This is a genomic window from Shewanella sp. SG41-3 (genome assembly GCF_014164545.1).
GTDB classification, from domain to species: domain Bacteria; phylum Pseudomonadota; class Gammaproteobacteria; order Enterobacterales; family Shewanellaceae; genus Shewanella; species Shewanella vesiculosa.
In genome coordinates this window covers 273,273-288,508 of the sequence record NZ_JACJFJ010000002.1, presented here as the reverse complement: position 1 = coordinate 288,508, position 15,236 = coordinate 273,273, and the positions used below count along the sequence as shown (strand labels likewise).

Here is a 15,236-nt window from a genome sequence, read left to right as displayed (position 1 = left end):
ACATCGCGTTTTGGAGTTTAACCAATGAGAATTACATCAAAGTAATGGATAATATTTTAATTGTTGACGACAACCATGCCATTTGCCAAGCCCTTGCGCTGATGATTGAACTGCATGGCTATCAGGCTATTTTTTGTCACACGCCAGAAGCTGCAGTTGAGATTGTCACTCATAAAGAGATCTGCTTGGTGATCCAAGACATGAACTTCAGCCGTGATACCACTTCGGGTGAAGAGGGCAAACAGTTGTTTTATGGTTTACGTAAATTACAGCCTAATTTACCGATTATTTTAATGACCGCTTGGACTCAACTTGAAACTGCTGTTGAACTGGTTAAAGCGGGCGCGGCTGATTACATGGGTAAACCCTGGGATGACGCCAAGCTGCTCAATAGCATTAGCAACTTATTATCTATTTATCGATTATCACAACAAAATAGCCAATTAAGTCGCATACACAGTGAGCGGATGTCGGCCATTAATGGTGCTGATTTATGTGGGCTAGTATTTGGTAGTGGCGCGATGCAGCGCTGTGTTGATTTGGCGTTACAAGTGGCTCGTTCTGATGTGTCGGTAATGATCACTGGCCCAAATGGCGCGGGTAAAGATAAAATCGCCGATATTTTACAGGCTAATTCGCCACTAAAAGATAAACCTTTTATTAAGGTCAACATTGGCGCTTTGCCGCTAGATTTATTAGAGGCTGAGCTATTTGGCGCAGAAGCTGGCGCCTTTACGGGGGCCAATAAAACTCGTATGGGCCGTTTTGAAGCGGCTGATGGCGGCACGTTATTTTTAGATGAAATAGGCAATTTGCCTTTGTCTGGTCAAGTGAAGTTATTGCGAGTGCTGCAAACAGGCGAGTTTGAACGTTTAGGCAGCCATCAAACTCGTAAAGTCAATGTACGGGTAATTAGTGCAACTAATGCCGATTTAGCCGATGACATTCTCAATGGGCGATTTCGTGAAGATTTGTTTTACCGTTTAAATGTGATTGAACTGAGCGTGCCACCATTACATCAACGCCAAGATGATATTTTACCCTTAGTGAAACATTTTATTGGCACTAACTTTAGTCTTGATAAAACGACCCAGCAGGCGTTACTTAACCATTGTTGGTCAGGCAATGTACGCGAATTAGAAAACGCCTGTAAACGAGCGGTATTACTGGCAAAATCTGCCCAGCTTACTCTGCACGACTTTGGCTTGAACCCGAACACGGCTAATCAAGTGGCTGCGGTTTCAAGGCTACATCATTCAAGTGAAGCTGTTAAAAATCAATATTTTGTTAATGATGCCCTTGAGCAGAATGAGTCAGATGATGCCAGTGCGGGTCTTATTTTTGAGCCTGATAAACAACAGATAGAAGCTGCATTAACCCAATATAATGGCGTTATTGCCAGAGTGGCTAAATCGTTTGGCTTAAGCAGGCAAGCCCTGTATCGGCGGATGGAAAAATACGCGATTAGAGTCACTAAGCCATGATGTTATCGTTACGCACTAAAGTCGTGTTAAGCAACATGTTAAGCTGCCTTTTGGCCGCAATGGCAGGGGCTTTAGTGTGGCTGACATTAGGTGATAACTCGCTATGGTTGGCTGTGCTACTAATGTTGGCTGTGTGCTACTTTTGCAGTATGTGGCTTACCAAGCGCTTAAGTGACAGCCTGCAAGCGTTGGAAATCGGCTTATTAAACTTTAAAGACAACGACTTTAGTGTGTCGCTGCACCCTTATGGTGAGCCGCAACTTGATGCTTTGGTGAGTTTATACAATCAAGCATCGGCAAAACTGCGCAGCGAACGACAATTTATTTATCAGCGCGAGTTAATGCTCGATAAAGTGATTCAAAACTCGCCAAATGTGATGTTATTAATTGATGACTCACAGAGAGTTATTTATGCCAATGGCGCGGCAAGACATTTGTTCAATCATGGCGTTAAAGTTGAAGGTATGTTGTTACCTGAACTGATTGCGATATTGCCAGAAGCGCTTAAAACGGCATTAAATAGTGAGCAAGAAGGGCTGTTTTCGATGGGCAGCAGCTCAGGCGATAGTATCGATGAGAATGATGTTGAAACCTGGCATATTTCCCGCGGTCGCTTTACCCAAAATAATCAGCAACATCATTTAATTTTACTTAAACAACTCACTAAAGAGCTTAATCGCCAAGAAGTCGCCGTGTGGAAAAAGGTGATCCGCATTATCAGCCATGAGCTCAATAATTCAGTGGCTCCTATCGCTTCTATGGTTAACTCAGGTAGGTTTTTAACTCAACATTTAGACAACACTAAGCTGCAACTGATTTTTGATACTATTGAAAATCGCACCAGTCATTTAAGTCAGTTTATTTCTCATTACGCCCAGTTTGCTAAGTTACCTTTACCACAAAAACAGCTAATTGATTGGTCTAAGATGACCCAACAGCTGGCTCAGCAATATCCGTTTCAGGTGTTATCGCCTCTGCCGCAAATGCCGATTAAGCTTGATGCGGTTCAACTTGAACAAGTACTGATTAACTTACTTAAAAATGCCCATGAATCAGGTGCGGATGCCGATAGTGTCGCGCTGATTTTTGAAGATATTACCCATCCAGTTGCTGGTTTATTGATAAAAGTGAATGATCAAGGTTCGGGGATGTCTAGCGAAGTATTGTCGCAGGCACTGTTGCCCTTTTATTCTACCAAGCAATCTGGTACTGGCATTGGTTTACCCTTATGCCGGGAAATCATTGAAGCTCACGGTGGCCGAATTAGCCTGCAAAGTCGCCCAGAAGGGGGCTTAAGTGTCAAAGTCTGGTTACCTGCTCAACAGAGTTAATGCTGCGTTAGCGACTTACTGTTCAGATGGATGTTTATGTCATCACGCTAATGACTCAGCCGTTGATCCATTAAGCTTAACGTTTACCCCTAACAATCGATCTCATTGGAAAACAGTTTCAGGTAACCGTCAAGACAAGTGAGTGAAATCTTGTGGATGTGTTAACTTACGATGGCGTAATAAGACGAGGTAAGTTGACTATTTTATCGATAGCATTGACTTGACAATACCAATAACTAATAACTAATAAAAAGGACAGATTATGCAGACGATACTGATATGTTTATTGATTGCGATGTTATTGCCATATGTGGCAAAAGTACCGTTAGCAATGGCAATGGCTAAATTGGGCAAATATGACAATAACCACCCGCGGTCGCAGCAAGCTCAGTTAACCGGATATGGTGCACGAGCGGCTGCTGGGCATCAAAATGCGTTTGAGTCGTTAATCGTTTTTGGTATTGCTGTGTTAACGGCGTTAATCACTAATAATGTGACTGATATGGTTGCGTTATTAGCGATTGTGCATGTGGTCGCGCGGTTGGTTTACCATGTGATGTATTTATTGAATTATGGCACCATGCGATCATTGACTTGGTTTGTTGGGATTGGCGCATCGATTGGCATATTTTGCCAAGCATTTTAAGTTTGAATCACCGATAAAAAAAACGCCATAAAGGCGTTTTTTTTATCGCGTTAGTTGATACTTTCACGATAGCGATAATATTTAGCGATAATATTGTTTAATCTAGGCTAGTAACCCGTTCATAGCCCATTTCAGTTAACTGGTCGTTCACACAGTCTAATAAAAACGATCCAACCTCAGATTCAGGTAGTTGATCTTCAACTGCAATTTGCTTACAAGCATCTTTTAAAGACACCACATCTTTTATTGGTGCTTGAGGAAGGGCAGCTGCACTAAAACTGATTGCTATGCTGCTGATGAATATTGCAGCTAATGTGGTTAGGGTAATACGGGATGCTTGCATGGGTGTTCCTTCTTGGGAGAACTTTATTATTTCGACAAATACTACTGTAGCTTAGTTCCCTTGGATAGGGTTATTTAAGGGCTTTTTATGATTTTATATGCAAATGTATGGGATTGATATGACAGGGTTACTGACTGAAATCAAAAATTGTCAGCTTTGTGCTTCTAGCTTAGTTAATGGTGTGCGTCCTGTGGTGCAAATCGATCCCCAAGCGAGAATATTGATCATTGGTCAAGCCCCTGGTCGCAAGGTACATCAGTCGGGGATCCCATTTGACGATGCCAGTGGCGACAGATTACGCCAATGGTTAGGCATCACCCGAGAGGTGTTTTACGATGCGAAGCAAATCGCTATCATGCCGATGGGCTTTTGCTTTCCTGGCAGCTATAGCGGTAAGGGCCAGTCTGGCGATTTACCGCCAAGACCTGAGTGCGCGCCTAAATGGCACAGTCTGTTGTTAGCGCAACTTGTAAATGTAAAGTTGATCTTGCTGGTGGGCCAATATGCACAGCAGTACTACTTAAGCGATAAACCGAAAACCTTAACCGAAACCGTACTGCAATGGCGCACCTTTGGGCCATGTTACATTCCACTTCCACATCCTAGCCCGCGTAATAATATTTGGCTGAGCCGTAATCCATGGTTTGAGGCTGAGTTACTGAGCGATATTCGTCAACGGGTGGCGATTGCGCTAGCGTAATCGCCAAGTTATTTATTGCTGGATTGGTGCCTAAGCTATTGTTTCTCTATGATAAAATCAATGGTTCTTTTATCTAGACAGCGCTTAGATAAATAAGTAGTGGTTTTTTCGAGCTTTATTAATAAACCGCTATCCGTTTCAGTAATCCGATAAATATCTGTCCATAAGATCTGTTGATTTACATGCAGCGACTGACTGTTGATGCCTTTATCATCGATGGTCAGACTGACATGTTCACCTGCCGCTTTACTCATCATTTGACGCCATAACCACCAGGTTTTATTAAAGCGAATACTTAAAAACTCAACAACCGCTAAACCAATGAAAAAGTAGCCTAAATAGTAGGTTTCTTTGGTGCTCATGGCCGCAGAACTGATAGCGTCGAGCATTAAAATAGCCAAACCAATCAGTGCAAACACAGCGGTTTTAATAAAACGTTTTGGTGACGGATTGGGATTAACTGATTGCTGATAGCATTCTTCAAAGTACGACTTATCGAGTACATATTCAGCAGTATAACGAAAGGCTTGTGACATGATGACCTAATGAACGGCAGTTGATGGGCATGATTATCGCATAGTCATCTGTTTGCTCAAAGTATGCTTAAGAGTGAAATTGGCGGGCCATGGCGGTTAACACGCTCATGACCCAGTAAATCAACATTATTGAATCATATTCTTATCCACTTACTGGCTTATAAGCCTTGCTATTGTTTAGCGGTAATCGCTTGCATTAATGTTGCCGACAATTGCTGTTGTTGTTCTGGGGTTAATTGTTGATCGTCTTTATTGGATAATAAAAATACATTGTCTGCACGTTCGCCGACCGTACTGATGGTGGCCGAATGAATATTTAAATCCAATTCCCTGAACGCACTGGCAATTTGTTCCATAAATTCACTGGTGTCTAGTGCGGATACATTAACCAAACTACGAGTCGATTTGCGTGAATGCAAAAATTCGATGTTAGGTTGATTATCAAAACTTTGATGCCGTCTGGACTGACGCTTTTTCGATAAAGTAATGCCCTGATCAAGTACTTGATGTAACTTATCAATAACTTGTTTGCGGCGTTGCTCGCTGGTGATGGGTTTTTCATCGAAGTCGAGTACCTTAAATGACTCGACCACATAGCCATCTTTAGTGCGGGCAATTTGTGCTTGTTTAACCGAAATGCGTAATGTTGCTAAGGTATTGAATAATTTTACAAATAAGCCGTGGCGGTCTTTGGTGTAAACAAACACATCACTGCAGCCTTTTACCACCACATCGTCGAGTAAAATAAGGGTGTTGTATTGATTATCTGTCGCTGGCGCAAGATCGTGATTAATCATTGCTCGGGTATAGCGGGCGATATCATCAGCTTCGGCATTACTGAAAAAGGCGATAGGCAATCGACGCCATAATTTTTTAATCTCTTCACTGTTGTTTTCATCAACCAATAAATTGAGCGCTTCTTGTTTGTGCTCTCGCACTAAGGTTCGCAGTTGCAGAATATTTTCAAAACCACTTCGAAGTGCTTTGCGGGTGACAAAATATAAGTCTTTTAGCAGTGATGCTTTCCAGTCATTCCACAGATCATCATTGGTTGCCTGAATATCTGCAATGGTAAGGCAATATAGAGCATCTAAACGGGCTAATGTGCCGACTTTTTTGGCAAATGCGTTGACCACTTCAGGATCATAGATGTCCATGCGCTGTGAGGTAATAGACATTAATAAATGATGTTCTACTAACCAGCAAATGAGTCTTTCTTGTGAGGCTTTTAAACCATGGAACTTGGCGAACAAACTGGCATCGACAGCGCCTAATTCACTATGATCTCCGCCGCGTCCTTTGGCTAAATCATGGAATAATGCGGCAAACAAGAGTGTCGATTTATTGGACATTTTTTGATAAATATCAGCAGCTAATGTGAGATCTTTATCTAAGGTTTTGATGTCGTGGCCGTAAGTGTAAATATTTTTAAGCACTTTGTGGGTGTGTTCATCAACAGTATAGGCATGGAACAAATCAAACTGCATCTGGCCAACGACTTCACGCCATTGCGGCAAATAAGACGCTAAAATACCGTGCTGATGCATTAAGGTAATCGCCAGTCCCATGCCTTGAGGGTGAACAAATATCGCTTTAAATTGTTCACGACACAGCTGAAAGTCTTGTAAGTCGCCCATTAAGCGGCGTCTCACTTGGCGCAGTGAACGTAGCGTTTCTGCGGTAATACCGATAATTTTGTCGTGATGAATCGCGATAAATTCAAATAACGCCATAATCTGGGTGCGATCGATAAACACGGTTTCATCACGAACATGAATGTATTTATCGACAATTTCAAAATTCTCGTTAATCACAATAATGTGTGGATTGAGCTCTGGAATAATTTCTCGCTGGAAATAGGCCATTAAAATTTTGTTTAATTCGCCGATGCGCTTCATGGCGCGAAACAGCTGGCGCATCATTTTTTCGATAGCAATATTGCCGCTTTCGCCGATGGGCATACCATCACCAAACCCCATTAATTTTGCCACTTCAGCTTGGTATTGCAGCAACAAACGATTTTCACCACGCTGGGCTGATTGATGCAAGGCAAAGCGCACCCTAAATAAAAAGTGTTGGCATTCCATTAATTCAGCATATTCATCATTGGTTAAAAAACCAAAGCGTCGAAGTGATTGCATGCTGGATACGCCGAAATGCTTGCGAGCAACCCAGGTAAGGGTTTGAATATCGCGCATTCCCCCAGGGCTGGTTTTAAGATTGGGCTCAATGCTGTATGAGGTACCTTGTGCTTTGGCATGACGCTCTTGCTGTTCACTGAGTTTGGCATTGAAAAACGTTTGGCTTTGCCATAACTCTTGGCCGTAAAGGGCATTGAGAACTTGTTGCTGATGGTGATGGTTACCGGATAAATGGCGGATTTCCAGTAAACTGGTTGCAATGGTTACGTCGTCTTTACAGGCTTGATATGTGTCGTCTAAGCTGCGAACTGCGTGACCTAAATCAAGGTTTACATCCCATAGTTGGGTAAGGAATTGGCTGATAGCGGCCGCTTCGTTAGGTGTTAATTGGCCATCATGGATAACACAAATATCGATATCGGAGAAAGGGTGTAAGGTTTGGCGGCCATAACCACCAACAGCATTAAGCGATATACGCGCAGGGTCTAATTCGAAGGGGTGCCAGAGTTGGCATAATAGTGCATCGAAAAACTGCGATCGCTTATTCAAGGTGTCGTTAATGGCACTCTGAAAAATGTTATCTTGTAAATGTTGATCCAGTGACTTAATCGCCTGTTTTAATTCGGCGCTAGTCATATCTGAGCGCAAAACTGTACTAGCAGGTTGCGAAAGCATGTTACTCCTTAATGTTTTTGCCTTTTAACAGAATAAGGTATTCTTAAACAAATTGGTATCATTCTATATTGGTGAAGTTTTATGGTGTCTAAACGAGGTCGACTCGATCAATTTATTGCTGGCACGTTACAGATCCCTAAAAAAGCCGTGCGCGAACTATTAATCAACAATAAAGTGCGTGTTGATGGCCAATTTGCTAAGTCACTAGATTTACAAATTGATGAGTTTACTCATATTGAGTGTAATGGTGTGGTGCTACGTCATTATCAAAAACGCTACTATATGCTTAATAAGCCTGACGGAGTGGTCAGTGCCACTATTGACGATAAGCATCCGACGGCATTGGGGCTAATGACGGGCATTAATACTGAGATGCTGCATATAGCTGGGCGATTAGATTTACATTCTACTGGGTTATTATTGCTCACCAATGACGCTAAATGGTCGGAGGCTTTGATGGCTCCAGATCATAAAGTCGACAAAAAGTACTTAGTCACTTTAGCCAATCCGCTGGATCAAGCATATGTTGAGGCCTTTGCGAATGGGATGTATTTTGAGTATGAAAATATCACTACGTTACCGGCACAATTGATGCTTTTATCTCGTCATCAAGCTCGGGTAGTGTTGCGTGAAGGTAAGTACCATCAAATTAAGCGTATGTTTGGTCGTTTTCGTAATCCGGTAGTTGCGCTACATCGCGAATCTGTTGGCGATATCGTGCTGGATCACACTTTGTTAGCTGGCGAGTTTCGTGCATTAACAAAAGCTGAAGTTGATAGCGTTTTTCAGCACTAGATCAATTTTTATTATTTGAATACATGTTAATTTAATCGCCTCATTACAGCAGATTAGGTGATATGTGGATATTCAAGCATTAAAAAAAGTCAGCGAATTAGACGTATTTAGTTTGTTGGTGTTTAAGCTTATTTACGAGACAGGCTTTGCTAACTTTGCCGCCAAAGAGCTTGCGGTATCTGCACCTAAAATTAGTCGATGTTTAACATCGTTAAGAGTGATTTTTAATGATGAGTTGTTTTTTCGTCGCCAACAGGGATTAAAACCAACTCCATTAGCTGAGCGCTTGTATCAGCCAGTATGTCAATTGTGTGACATGGTAAGTAAAATTGAGCGTGTGGCAGACGAAAGCCAAAATCACCATCAAATGCCTATTCTACATATCGCTGTCTCGCCCAGTATTATTACCAGCATCGCCATTGCACTCAGTAAATTGCCTCGTAATGTTATCGGTAAGGTGAGCCTTCATAGCTGGCAAGTTGACACCGAAGAGTTGATTTATAATGGTGAGCTCGATTTTGGCATTGGCTTTGATACTCAGAATGCTCATGGTCTAGAGGCTTCCCCAATTGCCAATGTGAAGTCTTTTTGTGTAGTGGGTAACGTTAACCATGAATTTTGGACTAGTGTTGACGAGATTAAATTAGAAAATATCATTCAACATTCAATTGTGTATTTAAGTTGCAAAGGTTTTAACTGCCGTATTGATCCTTTAGAGCTTTATTGTCAAACCAACGGGTTGTTCATCGAAGATATAGAGTGCGTTGCTAAGCTTGAGGATTGGTATTGGCACATGCTCACCATGGACAGTTTGGCGATAACGATTTGCAATGAAGGTTCGTTTGCACAGCAAATTCCACAACTGCGAGTAGAGAAACTACCCGACAGTGAATTTAATAAGCTTAACAGCGTTATGGCGATGCCAAGTTATTGTTTAATTGAGCGTGCAGAGCATTATCGTCGTTACTCGTTAGAGACCAAGCAAATGATAATTGATATCACTAAGTCATTGTTGATATAAGTATTTATCATTTTATGAAATAAGATCCAGCATGATTAACGTGTGATCTGGATCTTTTTTTATATATTAACGCGTAAATTCAATGTGTTACGGTTTTTTATTTATCCTCTTATCTTGATTTGTATTTTACTCACCCTCAACTACCTCTTTATGGTTACATAATCTGTAATTGGCAGTTTCGTTTTTATGGATACTCAAAACTAAAATTATCGATTCCTGTTAACGAATTTGCAACCAAGCTTCACAGGTTTGTTACAGCGCGCGGGTGTTTTGTTCTATTTCCCTATACTTTATAAGTGTAAAACCTACAAATTTAAATCGGGGGATTTAAAATGAAAAAATATAATAGAACCTTACTTGCTGCAGCGTTTATTGCTGCATTAGGTGTGACAGGTTGTGGATCTGATGGCAGTGATGGTGCCCAAGGTGAAGCAGGTACTCCTGGAGCACCGGGTGCTGATGGAACTCCAGGTACACCAGCTGGTTCAGTCGTTACAACAGTTGAAAATGCCTATGACTTTACCTTAACACTGGCTCCTACAGATATTGTAGTAGTAGGTACAGATCCTTTTAGCCTCAAATTTACTGCAACAGGTAAAGGAAGTGGCGGAGCGGACGTTCCATATTCAGGACTCGAGAGAGTAGCGTTATATGTGACCAGTCAATCAGCGAATACTACTGACACTGGTGCGCCAATGTTATGGACAAACCATGCACTTGCTAATGATTTTGGTAGCAGCATGTATTGTAATTTAGAGGGTAGTACGACAGCACGTGATGGGTCTGTCGTTGATGCATGTACATTAGTTGAAGATCCTGCTAACCCAGGTACTTATACTGGTTCTTGGGCACATGATGGTAATGCGCCTGTGGTACTAGCAAGTGGTGATGCAAACGATTTAGTGCGGGTGATGATCCGTGTTTATGACGTTACTATGGCTGATGGTACAGCAGTAAGTGATAAGATTTTATCAACTCCGGTTGATTTTATTCCTGCTACTGGCGAACTTGCTATTTCTGCAAAAGACTCAGTGTCTAATGCTGCATGTATTAAATGTCATAGCCCAATGGAAGGTTACGCTGATACTGATATGCGCATTAGCAACATTGGTGCTCATCATAATTACCAAAAAGTTGAAAATTGTGTAGCTTGTCATAATCCTGCTTATGCTGGTGGACAAGACGACCCTGCAGTTGGTTTTAACGTCAACTTCAATGCCATGATCCATACCATTCATGCGGGTCATCATATTGCTGACTCTCTAACTGGTGACGCCAAAGATATGTTTGGTGGAATCGGATTTCCTGCTGAGTTAAACGAATGTACTGTTTGTCATGATAGTGGCACCCAGTGGAACGACAATATCTATGCAGAAGCCTGTTTGTCATGTCACGTCAATGTGAACTTAAAGACGGGTGAAAATCACAGAGGTATTGTGCCAGCAAGTGACGCGAATTGTTCAGGTTGTCATGGTGCTGGTAGTTTAAGCCCAATGCAAGCTCACAGCGTTGACCGCCGTGCAGCCTTTGAAAATGGTTTGGTACTAGAAGTCGCTTCAGCTGAAGTCGCATCAGACGTATTAACTGTCATCATTGATGTTAAATTAAATGGTGCGGTTGCGGCTGATGGTACTGATTTAACCCAGTACTTAAACAAAGCTAAAGCAGGCGATGATATTTTAATCGGTACACTTGATAGCAATGGCGATTATGTGCGTGGCTTAAGTATCAATACTGCTTCTAATCCTGAAATGTTCGTGGTTCAAAGTGGCAAGTTAACCTTAACTAAAGCACTTAACCCTAACCAGTTAGACGGCAAAATACTTTCAGTTTCTTCTGAAATGAACATGTGTGGCAATACAACGACCGATATGGTTGTTGTTAATACCAAACTAGCTGAAGGTGCAGGTACCGATACTGGTGCTTGTGATGTACCTGTTCCAGCAAACATAGTGACTAAGTTCTTTATGTTTGATGCAGTTGCGGCTAAAGGCGTATTAACTGAGGACAATCTACGTTTCGTTAGTCCTGAGTTGACAGCTTATACCTCACCTACACAGGCTGGTAACGACCGTACAACGGCTGATGAAGCTAAATGTAATGCTTGTCATGGCAACTTGTCTCACATTAAATCACCTAACCATGGTGTGACTAACTTTACACAATGTGCTGATTGTCATAACAACAACTATGCAGGTTCATATCATGCTGATGTTTACAAGCAAGCTGGTGTAGATGCTGATGGCGAACCTACGTTTGAAGTGGTTGAAGGATTAACTTATACCAATCGTGACTTAGTTACTGTTGCTCACCGTTTCCACAGTGGTTTGTTTGCAGGTAGCACAGGTGCTGGCATTTACTTAGGTACAGATGGTGAAACTTGGGTTAACTATCCTGCAACTAAAACAAATTGCCAAGCTTGTCATAAAGATGCCAATGCTGCGGGAGATGCTATGCCATTCTTCTCTGGTACTGGTACGTTAACATCTGGTAGAACTGCAATTGCAATCAGTGGTGGCGAATTTATTTCTCCTGTCGCTGAAGCATGTCGTAGTTGTCACGCTCACTCTGGTCCTGCTGCTCTAGCTCACTTCAAGAGTAATGGTGCGACAGTTACTGGTGATAACGTAATGTCTGCTGCCGGTGTACCAATTGAGTCTTGTGCGACTTGTCATGCTGAAGGTAAAACTTATGGTCTTGATAAAGTTCACTCAGGTGCAGCGCACTAGTTACAAAATAACTTCTTAATCATCACTTAAGAAAGTAAGTAAGAAGGAGGCAGCAATGCCTCCTTTTTTATTCATTTTATCTATCAGGGTATAAGCACTTAATGCTCATCCGTTATCAGTATTACTACTCGAAAAATTAGCTATCCAAGCTGATTAGATTTAATCCAGCCCAGTTCAATTCGACTCAATCCAATTCAATCTAACCAACTCAATCTAATCAACTCAATCAATTCTGAAAGCTAGCAGCTTGAGTTATCGCTATTTAATTGGCCACTGAATTGAGGTTAATGCCGTATTGACCTTAATTGCATCATGAAGCGTGGCGGTGTTTACCTACAACAGACGATGGCTTCATTAGCTGGATACATAAATCTGTAAGTTGTTGAGGTTGCAGGCTCTCGTCTGTTATTTTGCGGATGCCATTTGAGGTACAGTAGCGACAAATAGGCAATAAACAGAGTCGCTAATGAGAACAGGGTTAATAAGATTGACGTTAACTACAGGGTCGTTTTCTTAGGTGTTGATTAAAAACGACCAATGTATTTAGAACAAGAAAACAAAAGGGAAGCATTGTTGCTTCCCTTTTTATTCATCAACATAAACCTACTGGTAAGTGTTATGCCATCTGTTTAATTAAGCTGCTTGTTGGCGTTGCATGGTCAATAACCATTTTCCATAGATAAAAATACCCACCGCAGAAATAATCCCAATCGCACCGATAATATACCAAGCCATGCCGATATTATTGGCTTCATAGAGCATATGCGTTAGGGGTTGTGCTTCTATGCCAGTAAAGTCGACTAAGCGCATAAAGGCTTCACCTTGCGGAATGCTATCAACATCTACTTGGCTCATGCCACGGCTAACCAGTTCATTTCGAGAGATGATCTCTTTAGAGGCGTAAATTTGGTAAAGCTTAGGGGCAAAGTAGCCTTCTAATGTCCAACCAATCCCTTGCGGCAACATGACAAAACCTAAGTACATGGCTTTTTTGCCTTCAGGGGCAATATTACCCATAAACTCGTTTTTCTTTGGGCTAATCATCATTTCACCGAAAGAAAACATCACAATTGCCAGCACAATCATCCATGCCGCATTAAATACGCCCACTAACATAATCGCGGCAATACTTAAGATGCAGCCAAATAGCATAGTGGTGGTGATCCGGTATTTTGCGGTAAACGCGGCCACTAAAAAACAGGTGGTCATGATCATACCGGCGTTCAGGTTTAGCATGCCTTCTGGCATAACCTTAGTTCCGTCATTATTTAATCCCAACCAGAACTGTAATATGCCGTTACTGGTGCCTTCAGGGCCAAATAGCGAGGTGACAATAACGCTAGTATCAACCCACTCGGCAATGTGGATCGGTAATACGTCAAACAGTGAATTATATAAAAACCAAAAACCAGCAAACACCAGCATGTAGTAAATTACTATTGGTTTTTTAAGTTCTCTTAAGGCATCTTTCCACAGTGCTTCTTGTTGCCGTTCTCCTGACTTTACTTGGCGTGCACGCTCTATGCGATCAGCTTTACCCGGCTCTTTATAAGCCAGTAAAAATAAGAAGTTAAATGAGATTATCGCGGCGCAAGCATAAAAGACGTTGTCCCAAGATAGCTGACGCATGTGCACCGCCACCAATGGGCCGAGAAAGCCACCAATGTTAACGACCTGGTAGAAAATCCCCCAAGCCATAGAGGTGTTCTCGCGTTTTGTCGACAGCACTAAAGTGCCTTGAATACCGGGTTTAAAGACCCCTGTACCTGCAGCGAGTAACATCGCACCAATAAGGAAACCCCAAAAATTGGGCAATAAAGCCATGGTGAGATAACCCGAAATTTTTATAATCGTGGACACAAAGATAGTCTCTTTATATCCTACACGATCAGAAATTCCGCCAGTGATAACAGGAATAAAGGTTTGTAGCATTGCCCAAACAGCAAGAATAATACCGTAGTCGTGCAAGTCGATGCCTAAACCGCCTTGTGACACCGGAGATTTAGCGTATAAGCCTGCACTGGCTTTGACGCCATAATAGGCGATACGTTCAACCAGCTCCATGCCGCCAACGAGCCAAAATATATAGCCAAGACTGGTGATAGAGGCCCACATTCCCAATTGTTTTACTTCACTCAGATCGTTGCCTGAGTGTGAATTAGTGCTCATAAGTCACCCTTTTATTTTATGTTCTATATCATTTTTATAACAAAGGCTGACACTTTACCTAAGTTCTGCAGAAATATCCAAAACCAATAAAAAAGCGGATCAAATGATCCGCTTTTTTTGTTTAATCATTGGCTCGTAACAGCTTAAAAGTCTGTAACTGCTTAACGGCCATTCTCATTTGGATGTTGAGATAGAAATGCAAATACTCAGGGCTAAGCTTGTTGTTATGGTTTAGGCACCACAACACTTTTTGTACTTTTTACCACTGCCACAAGGACAAGCATCATTGCGATTAGGCTTAGCTTCAGACTTTACCGTTTTAGGTTTATTCAATAAACCACTTAATTCGATAATGTTTTCAGGCTTGTCAGCATCAATAGTGATATTGGCAAAGAGTTGTTTTTCAGCAACCATTGCGGCAACTTCCGTTTTACGCGCCTCGGTTTGCACAGACAACTTAAGCGGTAATGCTTCTGTACCAGGTTTAGCTGTGCGCTTGGTGTTATAACCACTTTCGCCATAAGCCGGCTTAGGGGTTTGACGACCTTTAAAAAAGAATTTATCAGACATGGTTTTAGCCCATAAAATAGAATGATGATATTGGCCGAAGCTTATACACCAAAAATGTAAAGTGAGATATCAAAGTTTCAATTTTGAACAAAATAA

General features: G+C 41.7%; 12 protein-coding genes. 7 read left to right on the top strand and 5 right to left on the bottom strand.

What is annotated here, in order from left to right; genetic code table 11:
- Window positions 1-44 precede the first annotated feature (44 nt).
- From H5164_RS04535 to H5164_RS04525, 3 genes are all read left to right on the top strand, one after another.
- Window positions 45-1,484, top strand: coding sequence for a sigma-54 dependent transcriptional regulator (locus tag H5164_RS04535; protein ID WP_182722081.1), 1,440 nt, complete (start codon window positions 45-47; stop codon window positions 1,482-1,484).
- Window positions 1,484-2,815: a PAS domain-containing sensor histidine kinase gene (locus tag H5164_RS04530; protein WP_182697928.1), complete on the top strand. Its 1,332-nt coding sequence runs from the start codon at window positions 1,484-1,486 to the stop codon at window positions 2,813-2,815. The genes H5164_RS04535 and H5164_RS04530 overlap by 1 nt, the downstream gene beginning before the upstream one ends.
- Before the next feature lie 262 nt (window positions 2,816-3,077).
- The gene (locus H5164_RS04525; protein WP_182754959.1) at window positions 3,078-3,461 is read left to right on the top strand and encodes an MAPEG family protein; all 384 of its coding nucleotides are present in this window, start codon (window positions 3,078-3,080) and stop codon (window positions 3,459-3,461) included.
- A gap of 97 nt (window positions 3,462-3,558) precedes the next feature.
- On the opposite strand, the gene H5164_RS04520 is transcribed toward H5164_RS04525, so the two are convergent.
- A complete protein-coding gene (locus tag H5164_RS04520; protein ID WP_182697821.1) occupies window positions 3,559-3,804 on the bottom strand; it encodes a hypothetical protein in 246 nt (81 codons plus the stop codon).
- A gap of 112 nt (window positions 3,805-3,916) precedes the next feature.
- On the opposite strand from H5164_RS04520, the gene H5164_RS04515 reads away from it, so the two are divergent.
- Window positions 3,917-4,504: a uracil-DNA glycosylase family protein gene (locus H5164_RS04515; protein WP_404948338.1), complete on the top strand. Its 588-nt coding sequence runs from the start codon at window positions 3,917-3,919 to the stop codon at window positions 4,502-4,504.
- Between the two features lie 35 nt (window positions 4,505-4,539).
- On the opposite strand, the gene H5164_RS04510 is transcribed toward H5164_RS04515, so the two are convergent.
- Both H5164_RS04510 and glnD read right to left on the bottom strand, forming a co-directional pair.
- Window positions 4,540-5,040, bottom strand: coding sequence for a YcxB family protein (locus H5164_RS04510; protein ID WP_182754957.1), 501 nt, complete (start codon window positions 5,038-5,040; stop codon window positions 4,540-4,542).
- A gap of 170 nt (window positions 5,041-5,210) precedes the next feature.
- Window positions 5,211-7,856, bottom strand: a complete 2,646-nt coding sequence (gene glnD, locus H5164_RS04505; protein WP_182754955.1) for a [protein-PII] uridylyltransferase — start codon at window positions 7,854-7,856, stop codon at window positions 5,211-5,213.
- A gap of 81 nt (window positions 7,857-7,937) precedes the next feature.
- Between glnD and H5164_RS04500 the strand changes: the two genes are divergently transcribed.
- The 3 genes from H5164_RS04500 (at window position 7,938) to H5164_RS04490 (ending at window position 12,401) form a co-directional block, all read left to right on the top strand.
- Window positions 7,938-8,651 (top strand): 16S rRNA pseudouridine(516) synthase, encoded by a 714-nt coding sequence (locus tag H5164_RS04500; RefSeq protein WP_182754953.1) that lies wholly within the window; start codon window positions 7,938-7,940, stop codon window positions 8,649-8,651.
- Between the two features lie 64 nt (window positions 8,652-8,715).
- Window positions 8,716-9,672, top strand: coding sequence for a LysR family transcriptional regulator (locus H5164_RS04495; RefSeq protein WP_182742600.1), 957 nt, complete (start codon window positions 8,716-8,718; stop codon window positions 9,670-9,672).
- 332 nt (window positions 9,673-10,004) lie between these two features.
- Window positions 10,005-12,401: an OmcA/MtrC family decaheme c-type cytochrome gene (locus tag H5164_RS04490; RefSeq protein WP_124015641.1), complete on the top strand. Its 2,397-nt coding sequence runs from the start codon at window positions 10,005-10,007 to the stop codon at window positions 12,399-12,401.
- 633 nt (window positions 12,402-13,034) lie between these two features.
- Here the strand turns inward: H5164_RS04490 and H5164_RS04485 are convergent.
- Window positions 13,035-14,570 (bottom strand): MFS transporter, encoded by a 1,536-nt coding sequence (locus H5164_RS04485; protein WP_124015642.1) that lies wholly within the window; start codon window positions 14,568-14,570, stop codon window positions 13,035-13,037.
- 231 nt (window positions 14,571-14,801) lie between these two features.
- The gene (locus H5164_RS04480) at window positions 14,802-15,140 is read right to left on the bottom strand and encodes a PBPRA1643 family SWIM/SEC-C metal-binding motif protein (RefSeq protein ID WP_124015643.1); all 339 of its coding nucleotides are present in this window, start codon (window positions 15,138-15,140) and stop codon (window positions 14,802-14,804) included.
- Window positions 15,141-15,236 lie beyond the last annotated feature (96 nt).